This window comes from Streptomyces sp. NPDC048606 (assembly GCF_040650855.1).
GTDB lineage: Bacteria > Actinomycetota > Actinomycetes > Streptomycetales > Streptomycetaceae > Streptomyces.
In genome coordinates this window covers 1-15,254 of the sequence record NZ_JBEZIB010000050.1, presented here as the reverse complement: position 1 = coordinate 15,254, position 15,254 = coordinate 1, and the positions used below count along the sequence as shown (strand labels likewise).

16 protein-coding genes are annotated in these 15,254 nt (G+C 72.8%); 14 read left to right on the top strand and 2 right to left on the bottom strand.

The features are described 5' to 3' along the window. Positions 1 to 97: 97 nt before the first annotated feature. The 11 genes from AB0D01_RS35645 to AB0D01_RS35595 all read left to right on the top strand — a co-directional run bounded on the left by AB0D01_RS35645 (position 98) and on the right by AB0D01_RS35595 (position 9,641). A complete protein-coding gene (locus AB0D01_RS35645; protein WP_363062806.1) occupies positions 98 to 1,198 on the top strand; it encodes an LLM class flavin-dependent oxidoreductase in 1,101 nt (366 codons plus the stop codon). Next, positions 1,195 to 1,905, top strand: coding sequence for a CE1759 family FMN reductase (locus AB0D01_RS35640; protein ID WP_363062804.1), 711 nt, complete (start codon positions 1,195 to 1,197; stop codon positions 1,903 to 1,905). Before AB0D01_RS35645 ends, AB0D01_RS35640 begins: the two co-directional genes overlap by 4 nt. A gap of 132 nt (positions 1,906 to 2,037) precedes the next feature. After that, positions 2,038 to 3,699 (top strand): alpha/beta hydrolase, encoded by a 1,662-nt coding sequence (locus tag AB0D01_RS35635; RefSeq protein WP_363062802.1) that lies wholly within the window; start codon positions 2,038 to 2,040, stop codon positions 3,697 to 3,699. Positions 3,700 to 3,740: 41 nt separating this feature from the next. Beyond that, a complete protein-coding gene (locus AB0D01_RS35630) occupies positions 3,741 to 4,382 on the top strand; it encodes a response regulator transcription factor (protein ID WP_363062858.1) in 642 nt (213 codons plus the stop codon). Positions 4,383 to 4,471: 89 nt separating this feature from the next. Then, a complete protein-coding gene (locus AB0D01_RS35625; RefSeq protein ID WP_363062800.1) occupies positions 4,472 to 5,290 on the top strand; it encodes an ABC transporter ATP-binding protein in 819 nt (272 codons plus the stop codon). Then, positions 5,284 to 6,624: an FtsX-like permease family protein gene (locus AB0D01_RS35620; RefSeq protein WP_363062798.1), complete on the top strand. Its 1,341-nt coding sequence runs from the start codon at positions 5,284 to 5,286 to the stop codon at positions 6,622 to 6,624. The genes AB0D01_RS35625 and AB0D01_RS35620 overlap by 7 nt, the downstream gene beginning before the upstream one ends. Then, positions 6,621 to 7,919: a sensor domain-containing protein gene (locus tag AB0D01_RS35615; protein ID WP_363062796.1), complete on the top strand. Its 1,299-nt coding sequence runs from the start codon at positions 6,621 to 6,623 to the stop codon at positions 7,917 to 7,919. The genes AB0D01_RS35620 and AB0D01_RS35615 overlap by 4 nt, the downstream gene beginning before the upstream one ends. A gap of 93 nt (positions 7,920 to 8,012) precedes the next feature. After that, on the top strand, positions 8,013 to 8,486 hold the full coding sequence (locus AB0D01_RS35610) for a MarR family winged helix-turn-helix transcriptional regulator (RefSeq protein WP_363062794.1): 474 nt from the start codon (positions 8,013 to 8,015) through the stop codon (positions 8,484 to 8,486). Between the two features lie 18 nt (positions 8,487 to 8,504). Then, positions 8,505 to 9,074, top strand: a complete 570-nt coding sequence (locus AB0D01_RS35605; RefSeq protein WP_363062792.1) for a hypothetical protein — start codon at positions 8,505 to 8,507, stop codon at positions 9,072 to 9,074. A 16-nt stretch (positions 9,075 to 9,090) separates the two neighbouring features. Further along, a complete protein-coding gene (locus tag AB0D01_RS35600) occupies positions 9,091 to 9,294 on the top strand; it encodes a cold-shock protein (RefSeq protein ID WP_356883022.1) in 204 nt (67 codons plus the stop codon). A 113-nt stretch (positions 9,295 to 9,407) separates the two neighbouring features. After that, the gene (locus tag AB0D01_RS35595) at positions 9,408 to 9,641 is read left to right on the top strand and encodes a hypothetical protein (RefSeq protein ID WP_363062790.1); all 234 of its coding nucleotides are present in this window, start codon (positions 9,408 to 9,410) and stop codon (positions 9,639 to 9,641) included. A gap of 174 nt (positions 9,642 to 9,815) precedes the next feature. On the opposite strand, the gene AB0D01_RS35590 is transcribed toward AB0D01_RS35595, so the two are convergent. Further along, positions 9,816 to 11,231, bottom strand: coding sequence for a hypothetical protein (locus tag AB0D01_RS35590; RefSeq protein ID WP_363062788.1), 1,416 nt, complete (start codon positions 11,229 to 11,231; stop codon positions 9,816 to 9,818). A 195-nt stretch (positions 11,232 to 11,426) separates the two neighbouring features. Here AB0D01_RS35590 and AB0D01_RS35585 point away from each other — a divergent pair, with 195 nt between their 5' ends. From AB0D01_RS35585 to AB0D01_RS35575, 3 genes are all read left to right on the top strand, one after another. Continuing rightward, complete coding sequence (locus AB0D01_RS35585) at positions 11,427 to 11,621, top strand: hypothetical protein (RefSeq protein WP_363062786.1); 195 nt, start codon at positions 11,427 to 11,429, stop codon at positions 11,619 to 11,621. Between the two features lie 41 nt (positions 11,622 to 11,662). Then, positions 11,663 to 12,082 (top strand): ankyrin repeat domain-containing protein, encoded by a 420-nt coding sequence (locus AB0D01_RS35580; protein WP_363062784.1) that lies wholly within the window; start codon positions 11,663 to 11,665, stop codon positions 12,080 to 12,082. 165 nt (positions 12,083 to 12,247) lie between these two features. Beyond that, positions 12,248 to 12,490 (top strand): hypothetical protein, encoded by a 243-nt coding sequence (locus AB0D01_RS35575; protein WP_363062782.1) that lies wholly within the window; start codon positions 12,248 to 12,250, stop codon positions 12,488 to 12,490. A 770-nt stretch (positions 12,491 to 13,260) separates the two neighbouring features. Here the strand turns inward: AB0D01_RS35575 and AB0D01_RS35570 are convergent. Then, on the bottom strand, positions 13,261 to 13,533 hold the full coding sequence (locus tag AB0D01_RS35570; RefSeq protein WP_363062780.1) for a hypothetical protein: 273 nt from the start codon (positions 13,531 to 13,533) through the stop codon (positions 13,261 to 13,263). Between the last annotated feature and the right edge of the window lie 1,721 nt (positions 13,534 to 15,254).

The following is a 15,254-nucleotide window of genomic DNA, read 5'->3' as shown; positions in this document are numbered from 1 at the left end:
CGCGTCACCCCCTCCGGGCCCGTCCCGGGAATGCGTCGCCCGGCCCTTCCGTTCCGGGGTATAGTTGAATTGTAAACAATCTTGGGAATGGGGAGCCATGCAGTTCGGAATCTTCACCGTCGGCGACGTCACGCCCGATCCGACGACCGGACGCACACCCGGCGAGCACGAGCGCATCAAGGCGATGCTCGCCATCGCGCAGAAGGCCGAGGAGGTCGGCCTCGACGTCTTCGCCACCGGCGAGCACCACAACCCGCCGTTCGTCCCGTCCTCGCCGACCACGATGCTCGGCTACATCGCCGCCCGCACCGAGAAGCTGATCCTCTCCACCTCGACCACCCTGATCACCACCAACGACCCGGTGAAGATCGCCGAGGACTTCGCGATGCTCCAGCACATCGCGGACGGCCGCGTCGACGTCATGATGGGCCGCGGCAACACCGGCCCGGTCTACCCCTGGTTCGGCAAGGACATCCGCGACGGCATCGACCTCGCCATCGAGAACTACGCCCTCCTGCGCCGCCTGTGGGACGAGGACGTCGTCAGCTGGAAGGGCAAGTTCCGTACGCCGCTGCAGTCCTTCACCTCCACCCCGCGCCCGCTGGACGGCGTCGCGCCCTTCGTGTGGCACGGCTCCATCCGCTCCCCGGAGATCGCCGAGCAGGCCGCGTACTACGGCGACGGCTTCTTCCACAACAACATCTTCTGGCCGGCCTCCCACACCCGACAGATGGTCAACCTCTACCGGGAGCGCTACGCCCACTACGGACACGGCACCCCCGAGCAGGCCATCGTCGGCCTCGGCGGCCAGGTGTTCATGCGCCGCAACTCCCAGGACGCGGTGCGCGAGTTCCGCCCCTACTTCGACAACGCGCCGGTGTACGGGCACGGCCCCTCCCTGGAGGAGTTCACCTCCCAGACGCCCCTGACCGTCGGCTCGCCGCAGGAGGTCATCGAGCGCACCCTGTCCTTCCGGGACTACGCCGGCGACTACCAGCGCCAGCTGTTCCTCGTCGACCACGCCGGCCTGCCCCTGAAGACCGTCCTGGAGCAGCTCGACCTCCTCGGCGAAGAGGTCGTACCGGTCCTGCGCAAGGAGTTCGCGAACCTGCGCCCGGCCGGCGTACCGGACGCGCCCACCCACTCGGCCCGCGTGGAAGCGGCCCGGGAGACCACGAAGCGGGAGCCGCGGGCATGAAGCTCGTCATCGTCTCGGCGGGCCTGAGCTCGCCCTCCTCCACCCGCCTGCTCGCCGACCGCCTCGCGGCCGCGACCCTCGACCACGTCGACGCCGAGCCCGAGGTGATCGAACTGCGCGACCTCGCCACGGAGATCGCCCGGCACTTCGTCACCGGATTCCCCTCCGACCGGCTGGCCGCCGCGCTCGACGCGGTGGCCGCCGCGGACGGCCTGATCGCCGTGACACCGGTGTTCGCGGGCTCCTACAGCGGCCTGTTCAAGTCGTTCTTCGACGTCATCGACAAGGACGCCCTCACCGGCAAACCCGTCCTCCTCGGCGCGACCGGCGGAACGGCCCGCCACTCCCTGGTCACCGAACACGCCCTGCGCCCGCTGTTCACCTACCTGCGCGCGGTCGTACCGCCGACCGCCGTGTACGCGGCCTCGGAGGACTGGGGCGACGAGGGCCTGGACCGACGGATCGCCCGCGCGGGCGCGGAACTGGCGAGCTTCCTCGCTCCCGCGGCCCCCGCCCCCACCACCCGCACCGCCCCCACCCCGACCCCGGTTGCGGTCCCCACCCCCCGGGACACCGCCCCGGACGTGGACACCACCGCCGCGATCGCCCCCCGTTCGACGACCGGCGCGATCACCTCGGTGGACGCGTCGGCCGGCTTCGGGATCGTGCCCTTCGAGCAGCGCCTGGCCGCCCTGCGCACGGAGTGACCGCACCCCCTCGGGGCCCCGGGGTGGCACCGGCACCACCCCGCGGACGGGCCCCAGGGGGATCGTGACCGGCCGGCGCGGCCGACAGGCTGGGAGCGACCGCATCCGCTCCCACGGGGAGGCCGACTCCGCATGCACGCCCTCAGCAATCCCGCACGACCGACCCCGCCCGCCCCGCGCGCCCGTCTCACCCTCCGCGCCCGTCTCACCCTGCTCACCGTGTTCGCCCTCATCGGCCTGCTCACCCTCCCCGCCCCACCCGCGACCGCCGCCCCCACGCACCCGGCCGCCGCCGCGCCCCCCGTCCCCGCCCGCTACGCCCACCAACGCCTCCACTGGGCCCCCTGCGCCCCCGGCCCGCCCACCACCGCCCTGGAATGCGCCGCCATGGCGGTGCCCCGCGACTGGAACCGGCCCGCCTCCGGCCCCTCCCTCACCCTCGCCGTGTCCCGCCTGCGCGCCACCGACCCGGCCGCACGACGCGGCGTCCTCGTCGTGGCGGCCGGCGGTCCCGGCGCCTCCGGCCTCGCCCGCCCCGCCGGCCTGGCCTCGTACGCACCCCACCTGGCCGCCGCCTACGACATCGCGGGCTTCGACCAGCGCGGCATCGGCGCGAGCACCCGCGTGGCCTGCGCCGACCAGGCCGCCGTCGACGCCCTGTTCACCAGCGGCGACCTGCGCGACCGCTCGCCCCGGGCCGTACGCGACACCGTCGCCCGCGCCCACGCCTTCGTACGGGACTGCCGGCGCGCCTCCGGCGCACTCCTGCCGTACCTCACCACCGACCAGGCCGCGCGCGACCTGGACCTCTACCGCTCCCTCCTCGGCGTCGACCGGATCTCCTACTACGGACCCTCGTACGCGAGCCTGCTCGGCGCCCGCTACGCCGACCGCTTCCCGCACCGCGTGGACCGCGTCGTCCTCGACAGCGTCATCGACCCCTCCGGCACCTGGGAACGGTTCATGACGGGACAGCCCCTCAGCTTCCAACGCCGCTTCGACCAGGACTTCCTGCCGTGGTTGGCCGCCCACGACGCCACGTACCACCACGGCCGCACCCCCGCCGAGACGGGCGCCTCCTTCGAGCGGATCCGCGCGGCGCTCAGCGCCCACCCGCTCGACCTCGAAGGCACCGTCGTCACCGCCAACCACCTCGACGCGGCGGCCGCGAGCCTCGTCTACAACGGCGCGAGCTTCCCCGACCTGGCCCTCCTCCTCGGCGTCCTGAGGGACCCGGACACCGCCGACCCCGGCGTCCGCAAGGCCCTCGCCGGCAAGCTCCGCCACCCGATGGCGGCCGACTTCGCCGCGGCCTTCTTCTCCTACGTCTGCGCGGACGACCCCTGGACGCGCGACACCCGCCACTGGATCGACAAGAGCGCCGCCGACACCCGTACGCATCCCCTCGCCGGAGCGCGCGAGTTGACGTTCGCGTCGATCTGCGCCGCCTGGCCCCGCCCCGCCGACCACCACCCCACCCGGCCCGACCCCGCCACCGGGCCCGGCGGACGCGGCCCCGCGGGAGCACCGCCCGTCCTCCTGCTGAACTCCCGACGCGACCCCGCGACCCACTACGAGAGCGCCCTGGGCGCGCACCGCGCCCTGCCGGGGTCTCGGCTGATCACCGTCGAAGGCGGCGACCACGGCAACCACCAGAACGGCAACGCGTGCGTGGACGCGTACGTCGAGGACCACCTCCTGCGGGGCCGCCTGCCGGCCGCCGACGCCTCCTGCGCGGGCAATCCCCTGCCGAACCCGAGCCCGACCCCGAACCCCGGTCCGCGCTCTGATTGAATGGATCACCTGTTCGGTGACCAGGGGAGCGTGCCGTGAGAGTGATCATCGCCGAGGATTCGGTGATCCTCCGTGAAGGCATGGTGGAGTTGCTGACCGCCCGCGGCTGCGAGGTCCTCGCCACCGCGGGCGACGCGGACGAACTGCTCGCCGCCGCCGCCGAACACCGCCCCGACGTCGCCGTCGTCGACATCCGCATGCCGCCGACCCACACCGACGAGGGCATCCGCGCCGCGGTCCGGCTCCGCGCCGACCAGCCCGACGTGGGCGTCCTCGTCTTCTCCCAACACGCCGAACCGTCCTGGGCGGCCCGCCTCCTGGCCGGCGACGCCTCCGGGATCGGCTACCTGCTCAAGGAACGCGTCGCCGCCACCGCCGACTTCCTCGACGCCCTGCGCCGGGTGGCCGCCGGAGGGGTGGCCCTCGACCCGGAGATCGTCAGCCGCATGCTGAACAGCGGTACGCGCCCGCTCGACCGGCTGACCGCCCGCGAACGCGAAGTCCTGGACCTGATGGCCCAGGGCCACTCCAACCGCTCCATCGCGGCGCTCCTCGTCGTCTCCGAGCGGTCCGTGGAGAAGCACGCGGCGTCCGTGTTCACCAAGTTCGACCTGCCGCCGACCGACGCGGACAACCGCCGCGTCAAGGCCGTCGTCGCCTACCTGCGCGAGGTCGGACCCTGACGTCCACCCCCAGGGGGGCGGATATCCGAACCCCGAAGACGGGCGGTGGCACGATGGTCCGCCCGCACCGCGCCTTCGAGAATCGAAGCATGTCACCGAGCACCGAAGCCACCACCCGCACCGCCCCCCGCACCGCCTCCCACGCGGCCCCCCGCACCGGGCCCGACGCCGGCGCCCCGCGACCGGTCCCCGCCCTCCACGCCCGGAACCTGCACCGCACCCACGGCCGCGGCCGCGACGCGGTCCACGCCCTGCGCGGCGTGGACATCACCTTCGCCCCCGGTACGTTCACCGCGGTGATGGGCCCCTCCGGCTCGGGCAAGTCGACCCTGCTGCACTGCGTCGCCGGCATGGACCGCCCCACGACCGGCACCGTCCACTGGGGCCCGACGGACATCACCGCCCTGCCCGAACGACGCCTCGCGCGCCTGCGGCGTACCGAGGCGGGGTTCATCTTCCAGTCGTACAACCTGATGCCGGCCATGACCGTCGAGGAGAACGTCGCCCTCCCCGCCCGCCTCGCCGGCACCCGCGTCGACCGGGCCGCCGTCACCGCCGCCCTCGCACAGGTCGGCCTGGCCGACCGCGGCGGGGAGCGCCCCGGCCGCCTCTCCGGCGGGCAACAACAACGCGTGGCCGTCGCCCGCGCCCTGTACGCCCGTCCGCCCGTCCTCTTCGCCGACGAACCGACCGGCGCCCTCGACCGCTCCACCGGCAGGGACGTCCTGCGCCTGCTGCGCGAGCGCGTGGACGCCGAGGGCCGCACCTGCGTGATGGTGACGCACGACCCCTTCGCGGCGAGCTTCGCCGACCGCGTCGTCGTCCTCGCCGACGGCCTCCTCGTCGACGAACTCCTGCGCCCCACCGCCGCACAGGTCGCCGACAAGCTGAGCGGGCTCGCATGCTGAGGCTCGCCCTGGGAACCCTGCGCGCCCGGCCCGCGTCGTTCGCCGGCCCCGCCACCGCCCTCCTGCTCTCCGTCACCGTCATCACCCTGTTCGCCTCCCTCATCGCCACGGCCGTCGCCGGCGGCGGCGACGGCCGCCTCGCGATGATCGGCGGGGCGTTCGGCGAGATCGCGATGCTGATGACCCTGTTCGTCGTCGTGAACACCCTCGGCTTCTCCCTGCGCCGGCAAGCCCGCGACATGACCCTCCTGCGAACCACCGGAGCCACCCCTGCCCAGGTCAAACGGCTCGTCAGGTGCCAGGTGCTCCTGATGACCCTGCTCGTCTCACCACCGGCCTGGGCCCTCGGCGTCCAGGGCGCGGACGCCTTCCTCACCGCCCTCGCCGCCCGCGGCCTGGCCCCCGCCACCGCCGGCCTGCCCTCCTCGCCGCTCCCCGCCCTGATCGCGACCGCGGCCACCCTCCTCGTCGCCGTCGGCGCCGCGAGCCTCGCCGCCCGGCGCGCCGTCCGCGGCAGGCCCTCCGAGGCCGCCGCCGAAACGGCCGCCGAACAGGGCCGATCGGGCCCGCTCCGCGCCGTCGCGGGAACGCTCGTCCTCGCCGGCGCCGGCTTCCTGTGCGCGTTCACCGCCCGACAGCCCCTGGACAAGGCCGCCCAGGCCGCCCTCCTCACCTCGCTGCTCCTCCTGGTCGCCGTCGGACTCCTCGGCCCCTTCCTGGCCCGCTTCGCGATGGTCCTGCTCGGCCTGCCGTTCCGGCTGACGGGCAGCCGCCACCGCGGCGACGCCGGCGGCCGGCTCGCCGCCGACAACCTGCGCGGCCACGCCCACCGGCTGTCCTCCGCCGTGGTACCGATCACCCTGCTGGTCGGGCTCTCGACGACGTTCGCCGCCATCACGGGAACCCTGCGCGAGGTCGCCCCGCCGGGGGCGTACGCCGAGAGCGACGTCTGGCTGCGCGGAGTGGAACTCGCCATGCTCGCCGGCTTCGGCACCGTCGCCACCGTCAACACCCTCGTCTCGCTGACCGCCGCCAGGCGCCGCGAGTACGCACTGCTCACCCTGATCGGAGCCACCCGACGCCAACTGCTGCGCATGCTCGGCGCGGAAGCCACCCTGACCGCCCTGGCGGGAGTGCTCCTCGGGCTCCTGGTCGCCGCACCCCCCGCCGTCGCCTTCGCGGTGGCCGCCACCGACGGCGCCCTCCCCACGGTCGCCCCCGGAACCTCCGCCACCCTGGTCCTGGGCGTGATGGCGCTGACCGCCGCCACGATCCTCCTCACCGGCCTGAAGGCCACCTCCGCACCCCCCGTCTCGGCCGCGGCCGCCGCATGACCACACCCCCACCCGCCGCCGCGCCCGCCCCCGCCGCCGCACCCGACCTCGCACCCCCACCCGCCACCGCCCCCTCACCCACCCCCGCCCGGCGCACGCCGCGCCCCGCCACGCTCGCGTACGCCCTCGCCGGCCTGCCCCTGTCCCTCCTCGGCATCGTCTACGTCCTGGCCGTCCTCTACGTCGGCGGCCTGCTCTCGCTGACCCTGATCGGGCTGCCCCTCCTCGCCGTCGGCCTCCGGGGCGCCCGCCACCTCGGCCGCGCCCACGCCCGGCTGATCCGCGCCCTCCTCGACGAGCCGGTCGAAGCCCCCGCGATCCCGCCCGCCGCCCCGGGCGGGAACCGCCGGATCCGCTGGATCCGCGACAGCCTCACCGACACGACCGCCTGGCGCGCCGTGCTGTACCTGATGCTCCGCTTCCCGCTCGACGTCCTCGCCCTCGCCGCCACCGTCGGCCTGCCCGTGGCCGCCGTCTGGTCCCTCGTGTGGGTCCTGACCACCCACCCCGGGCCCCGCCCCGCCGCGGCCACCCTCCTGGCCGCTCTGATCGCCCTGACCGTCACCCCGTTCGCGGCCCGCGCCGTCCTGCACGCCCACCGCCGCCTCGCCCGCACCCTGCTGGGCCCCACCACCGCCCAACGACGCGTCCACACCCTCGAACGGGCCCGCAGCACCGCCCTCACCGAAGGCGCCCGCAGCCTGCGCCAGGTCGAACGGGACCTGCACGACGGCACGCAGGCACAACTCGTCGCCATCGCCATCACCCTGTCGCTGACCGCCGACACCCTCGACGCCGACACCCTCGAAGGCGAGGCCCCGCCCACCGACCGCACCCGCGCACTCGTCGCCCGCGCCCGCACCCAGACCGACGCGGCCATCGCCGAACTGCGCCGCCTCATCGACGGCATCAGCCCCGCCGCCCTCGACCTGGGCCTCGCCGACGCCCTGCCCCGCCTCACGTCCCAGGCCGGCGTACCGGTCGCCCTGAAGGTGGACGTCGCCGAACGGCCCGACGCGGTGATCGAGCGCGTGGCGTACTTCTGCGTGGCCGAACTTCTCACGAACATCAGCAAGCACAGCGGCGCGACCCGGGCCTCCGTCCACGCGCAACTCACTGCGGGCCGGCTGCGCCTGCGCGTCCACGACGACGGAGTCGGCGGCGCCCGCATCGGAGCCGGCACCGGCCTCGCGGGCCTGCGCGAACGCCTCACCGCCGTCGACGGCACCCTGACCCTCGACAGCCCGCCCGCGGGCCCGACCACCGCGCTCATCGAACTCCCCGCCCACATCTGACCCCGCCCCCACCCCACCCCCTTGACCTCAACCAAACTCAAGGTCATACGTTCATCCCACCAGCGAAGAACGGCCCGGGGGAGAAGACCTCACATGACGAACACGCACCTGACCGAAGCGCCCCTGACCGACGCGCAGCTCGCCGCCCAGCCCGCCGCCTACTGGACCGGCATGGCCTACGAGGCCCTGATCGCCTTCACCCGAGCCCGCCAGGCCGAACACGGCTTCACCCAGCCCCAGTTCTGGCTGCTGCGCAACCTCTCCCCGAACGACCTCCACCCCCACGGCCCGGGCAGGACGATCGCCGAACTCCACGAGGCGATGAGCTCCTACCTCAGGGCCGAGGACGACCTGGAGGCGGAGGCCGGACCGCTCGTGGAGCGCGGCTGGCTCACCCGGGACGCCGAAGGCCGGCTGTCGATCACCGAGCGGGGCGAGAGCGCCCGCGTCGACCTCTCCCGGCACAGCCCCGCGATCCGCGAGGCCATCCACGAGGGCATCGACGACGCCGACTACGTCACCACCCTGAAGGTCCTGCGACGGATGATGCGCAACGTACAGGCCTGACGTGCGAGGATCGGCTTCATGGGGGACACGGGCACATGGAGCGAGGGACCGCGGACCGGGCCCGAGGGGCACGCCGCCCTCCTGACGCTGGCCGAGCGCGCGGCCCGCACCGACGCCCCCCACGCCCCGTTCGACGTCCTGCGCCTCGTGTGCCGCTGGTGTGAAGCCGACGAGTTCGAGGCGGCGTACGGCGAGCTCTTCTGCTTCGGCTGCTGCCTCCCCATGGGCGTACCGGACGGCGTCCAGGAGGGCTTCCCGGGCCAGTTCCCCTGGACCCTCCACCCCTCCACCGCGCCCGCGGGTTCCACCCACTGCCCCGACGGCCACCGCGTGTTCGAAGTCGCCATCGCCCGCCTCCTCACCGAGGACCACCGCACCCGGACCCTCACCGTCGTCCTGCGCTGCCCGGACGACGGACGCCTCCACCTCCACGTGGACAACGCCCGCACCGACATCGCGTACGCGCGCACGGGCGACCACGACACCGGCGAGGGCACGACGGCCCTCGCGCCATCCGCCCGTTTCGGCCCCGAGGGGGCGGGGGAGGATCAGCGCTGCGAACCGGCGCGAGCAGACGCCGGCTCCTGACGGGGAAGGCCCGGGTATGGCTCAGGGAACTGTGAAGTGGTTCAACGCGGAGAAGGGCTTCGGATTCATCGCCCCCGACGACGGCACACCGGACGTCTTCGTCCACTTCTCCGCGATCGACTCCACCGGCTACCGGTCGTTGGACGAGAACCAGCGGGTGGAGTTCTCCACCTCGCAGGGCCCCAAGGGCCCGCAGGCCGAACAGGTCCGCCCCCTCTGACACCGCACGAGGACCGCCCCGGCCCACCGGGGCGGTCCGACCCCCGTCGAGCGGCGGCCTAGAGTTGCTCCGTACCCGTCGCGGCCCGAGACGACGGAGTGGGAAGGCGCGTCGTGGGGGACTGGATCGAGCTGTGGGTCAGGAAGACCGCGCTCTGGTGGTTGCTGGTCGCCGTCAGCGGCATGGCGGCGTGGGAGCAGGGGTGGTGGCCGCTCAGGATCCTCGCGGCACTGATCGTCACATCGGCGCTGGCGGAAGTCGCCCGCACCACACGCGGGCTCCTCGCCGATCCGCGCCCCGCGAAGGAGCGCCTGGAACGACACATCGAGGAGTCCCCCGCTCCGTAGCCTCCCCAAGGCCCACGGGCGATCGGCACTGCTGACGACCGGGCGACCGAGGGGAGCACCCATGGGTTCCGACGACCACTCCGCACCCCGTCATGGTGCCCCCCGCCACACCGGCCGGCGGGGGCGCGACGGACCCGTGCCCGCCCCACCCCCGCCCCACACCCCCGCCGTCGGTCAGCCGAGGGCCACCACGGCGAACCACACCTTGTCGGCCGCCTGCCGGCACGCGAAGTCGTAGCCCGGAGACTTCGGCGGACCGCCGTACCGGCCGCCGCGCTCGGGCCCGTTGGCGCACGCCCGGTACAGGTCCTGCTTGAACACCTCGTCCACCCGGTTCTTCGGGCCGGCGATGCCGACCCCGGTGACCCCCGCGACACCCTTGCGGAAGCCCTCCTCACCCAGTGCGTCGCGGTAGCCCCGGTAGCCGATGTCGTGGCGGGCACACGCGGACTCGAACTCGATCCCGAACGTGTGCAGGGAGTTCCCGATCACGTTGCACTCGGTCTTCTCCCAGCGGAAGGCGTACGGGTCGGGCTCGCCGGCGAGGTGACTGCTCCGCGCCCGAATCCAGGCGACCGTGGCCTTGTCACCCGGCTCCGTCAGCTCGTTCAGCCGTCGCACCTTCTGCTCGGCGGGCAGCGCCGGACCGGGATCGGTGAGCCTGGGCATCGCGAACCAGTCGCCGAGCAGGCCACGGCGCGACACCCCGGCGCCGCCGGGCCAGACTCCGTACACCCACCCGTCGGACGTGCCGGCGAAGGACTCGCCGGGTCCACCCACCACACTCCACTTCCGCGTGCCCGCATCGAACCGGCTCACGACGCCGCTCCCCGGGGCGGTCGCCAACAACGCCTCACCACCGCCGTACAGGTGCTGCATCCGGTCGGCGATGTTCTGCCAGCCGCCCCCGGGCGTCCACTCGGCGACGGACCCGTCCGCCCAGAGCCGGTACAACGCGCTGCCGGTGACGGCGAGCTCGACCCCGTTGCCGCCGACCGTCCGCCAGGCGCCGTCCGCGTACCGGGCGACCTCCTTCCCGCCCGGCAGCACGGCGAACAGCCCGGCCCCACCGCCGTGGATGCGCTCGACACGACCCTCGACGGGAAGCCGGACGGTCGACCAGCCGGCGTCCCGGGTCCACCGGTGCAGAGAGGTCCGGTCGAGGGACAGCCCGTACAACGCGTCGTCGGTGACGGCGAACTCGGCCCCGGGAGCACCGATCGTCTCCCACTTGCCCCCGTCGTACCGGGCGATGTCACCCTTGCCGGTCAGTACGGCGAACAACCCCGCGCGCCCGCCGTGGATCTCCCGGACACCGTCGTTGATCTTCACCCAGGAGTCCTGCCGGGTGGCCTTGTACACCTCCGTCCCGTTGCGGGCCAGGGCGTACACCTCGGTCCCCGCCGAGACCAGCGAGCCCACGCGGTCGGGTGAGGCGTCATGGGCCGACCGCCTGGAGCCGGAGGCGGGTGCGGCGTTGGCGGCGACCCCGAGGGCGAGGACGCCGATCATGAGCAGGCACAACAGGCGGACGCCGCCGTGCAGCCTCCTCCAGAACGCGGCGGCCCGATGAGTGGCACGGGTATGCATGGTGATCCCTTTCCGGAACGTCAGGGCGGTACGGTCGGAGAAGACGCTGCGCCCCGAACCGTTCGTTCGCCGGGCCACGTGCGCATTCGCGCAGTTCAGAGCCTCGAAGACACCGAACTTCCGCGAACGTAAGCGAACTTCCCCCGCCCCCGGGAACCTGATCGGAAGAGACGTAGCCGCTGGACGGAGGGCAGGATGCACACGCGACGGCACACGGAACCGCGCACGGGCCTCGTACGCCGCCGCGGGCCGCACGGACGCTGGAGCGCCCCCGCCTGCTGGGTGGCGGTCGCGGCCCTGGTCGCGCTGGTGCTGATCGCCAACCACCACCAGGCGCAGCGGACACCCGACCCGATCGCGCCTCCCCCCAGCTCGACGGCCGGCACGTGACCGGACCGGTGCCCGGTACCCGTCGACTAGCCTGAGCGCCCGTGAACAGACGACGGCAGAAGAAACTGTCCAAGCGCCTCGTCGAGGCGGCGATGTTCGGCGACCCCACCCGCGTCACCGAGCTGCTGCGGTCCGGAGCCTGCCCGCGGACCACCGACTCCGAAGGCACCACACCCCTCTACGCGGCATCGGTCAACGGAGCGACCGACAACGTCCTGCGCCTGCTGGCGGCCGGAGCCCTGCCCGACACCGAGAGCGGACGCGGCACGGAAGGCACACCCCTGTGCGCGGCCGCCTGCTGGGGCCACACCGAGACCGTCCGGGCCCTGCTCGCCCACGGCGCCGACCCCAACCTCCGCGAAGATCACGGCACGGGCCGAACCCCGCTCGAATGGGCGATGACCGGCCCCCACCCCGAAACGATCGACGCCCTCCGCGCCGCGGGAGCGGCGCCACGGTGACGTGGTGAGCCTCTCCGCTCCGGAGGACAGATTGGCCTAGACCTATTGTGTGCCCTGGTCCGTGACGGTACGTTCATGTCCGGCTGCGCAGCCCGCACTTACCGCACCACATCGCATCGTCAGGCACCCTGCCGGGCATCCCGGCATTTTTCAGGAGGACATGCAATGTACCGCCGCACAGCAGCCGCCCTCGCCACAGCGCTCACGGCCGGCGCCCTCGCGCTCGGCGCCGCGGGCACCGCCGAGGCCGTCCCCGGCACCGGCTTCTACGCGCGCAGCAACCACGCCTCGTACACCGAATGCGTGGCCGCCGGCCGGGCCGGCTACAACATCTGGGGCCCCGTCTTCTTCTGCGAGCCCTTCGGCCCCGCCCGCCCGGACCTCACCACCCTCTGGGTCCGCTACTGACCTGCCCCACCCGGCCGCCCCGGGCCGACACGGGGCGGGCCACCCGGCAGCGTGGCCGGGCTCCCGAACCTATCCGCACACCAAAATGAAGCACCCCACCAGGGAAGATCCTGCCTCCTGCACGCGCGCAGAGGACCGTGTCCCGCACTCCTCCTCAAGGAGGAGTGCGCTCTTCGATCGCACCTGCTTGGATCCAACCGCAGGGTGAAGCAGACGGGGGTGCCGCGTGCTGGGTTTCTTGCTGGAGCTCGTTTTCGGCGGTCTGCTGACGTGGGGTCATGAGGGCCGCAGGGCCAAGAGGAAGGCCCGGGCTTTCACGGAGGGGACAGAGGTGAATTTCGTCGCCTGCGTCCTCGGCGACCGACCGTACTGCCGAGATGAGGCGTTGGTCTTCCTCTGGGCCACGGGCTCCACGCTCCATGCCACGCCGACGGAGTTCAGGGACCTCCATCGAAGCCCACTCCCCGCAGCCCGATGGCAGCTGGTTCGGGTCCGACCGAGAACCCGCACGGATTCCCGCCTGGTGCAGCACGGCTGGCAGGTGGCCGAGTGCCGAGACACTGAAGCCACGGTGCTGATCGGCTGCGCCCCGACCTCGATGCCCTACCTGACAGCCGTCCTGAACGCCCACAGCGCCGGCTAGGAAACCGCGGCACAGGAACGAAGAGGCAGCATTCGGCAGCGAGGATGCGCCGGCGATCGTCCGCAGCAGCGAGATCCCCGACACCGAGCCCCTCCACAGCTTGGGCCGGGCTCGTGTACCGCGTGTCCTACTGGCGCCAGAGGTACCGCAGGACGGGCAGTGCCAGGGTCAGGAACACGGCGAGGGTGGCGGCGCCGACCGCGAACGGGTCCGCCCAAGCCGGCGCCCACCGGACGAAGAGTGCTGCCCCGACGGCCAGCATGGTGCCGAGCATCGCGAGGGCGAAGGTGAGCATCAGGAGGAGCACGAGCCGCTGGTGCCGCAGCCGTGCGAGCTCCTGCGAGCTCGTTTCGATGGCCCGAGCGCTGGTCTCGGTCGTCTGGGTTGTGGTGGTGGTCATGGTGGTTGTGTCCCTTCGGTTGGGCCGGCACGGTGCCGGGCTGCGGGGTGGATCGGGGTACCTGTGAGATCTACGGGCGCCGGGGTCGAGCTCTCGCGAATTTCTGTTTCGTGCCTGATCAGAAGGCCGCCAAGGTGGCTGGCGGGCGGACCCGCGAACGCTTCACACGGAGTCGTGGCCGGAGGCGGCCGGATTGCTGTCTGAGGTTGCGTGACTCGGATATAAGGCGGGCAAGTCCCCTGTACGGCTAGCCCGGATTTCTTCTTCAGCAGCAGGTGAACGAGAATCCGAGCGCTATTCAGTGGTTCTGGGTGAGGCCCTCTGAATCTGTTGGGGCGACGTTCTGAACTTCTCGAACAGTTCGTCAGCCAGGTCTGTTTTCGTGCTGGGTGGGGAGTCGGGGAGGACCAGAAGGCGAGTGTGGTCCTGTGCCGCCGTTCGTCTCCGGGAACATCCGCGGCGATCAGCCCAGTTCAGAGGCCTTTAGACGGTTTGTCAGAGCTGCTTCTCACTATTCCTGTCCCGTTGGCCCCGGGCCCGCTTCGCGGGCGGCTGGTAGCAGCGGAGGTGCCGGGCGGAGGGGGCAAGAGCTCGGCCCGGAGCAGGGGAGCGCAGCGGCCCGCCCAGGGCGAAGCCCACCCGGGAGCCACGAAGCGGGTTCCCCGCAGGTCAGAGAGCGAAGCGAACTGACCAGCCACCGCGAAGCGGTGGCTGGTGCCTGTCTTGGCCAGACCGGCCCGAAGGGCCGACTTCTAGGCCTCCGGCCTTGCGGTGGCGAGCGCAGCGAAGCGGAGGCTCTACCCAAGCCCGGAGCGAAGCGGAGGGCCGACTGGCCTGAAGGGCCGGTTGGCCTCGGAGCAGCCCAAAGCCGAGCGCAGCGAGGCGGCCTCTTTCCTCAGGCCGAAGCGAAGGCCCAACCACCTCGAAAGGGCAGCTTCGGGCCACAAAGCTGAGCTCCTCCGAGCGCAGCAAGGCGGGGTCTTTTCCCAGGTCGGAGGAAGCAGAGGCCCAACGCCCCGAAAGGGCGGCTTTCGGAGGCGAAGCCGAGCTCCTTCAAGCACAGCAAGGCCGAGTCCCTCCCCGAGGCCAGAGCGAAGCGGCCCAAGGGCCGAGCGCAGCGAGGCGGTGTCTCTGCCTAGGCCGGAGCGAAGCGGAGGCACAACCGGCCCGAAGGGCCGGCCTTGGGGCGCGAAGCGCCCCTGCGCCGAGCGCAGCGAGGCGGCACCTCTCCACAAGGCCCGGAGCCAAGCGGAGGCCCAACCGGCCCAGAGGGCCGGCCTTGGGCCGCGAAGCGGCGCTGCGCCGAGCGCAGCGAGGCGGGGATCTTTCCTTAGGCCGAAGCGAAGCGAAGGCCCAACCGGCCCGAAGGGCCGGCTTCGGACCGCGAAGCGGTCCTGCGCCGAGCGCAGCGAGGCGGCATCTCTGCCTAGGTCCGGAGCGAAGCGGAGGTTCAACCAGCCCAGAGGGCTGGCTTTGGGGCGCGAAGCGGCTCTCCTCCGAGCGCAGCGAGGAGGCGTCCCTGCCCAAGGCCGGAGCGAAGCGGAGGCCCAACCAGCCCGGAAGGCCAGCTTTGGGGCGCGAAGCGGCCCTGCGCCGAGCGCAGCGAGGCAGCATCTCTACCTAGGCCAGAGCGAAGCGAAGGCCCAACCGGCCCAAAGGGCCGGCTTCGGGCCGCGAAGCGGCCCGCGCCCGAGCGCAGCGAGGGGGAGTCTCTGCCTAGG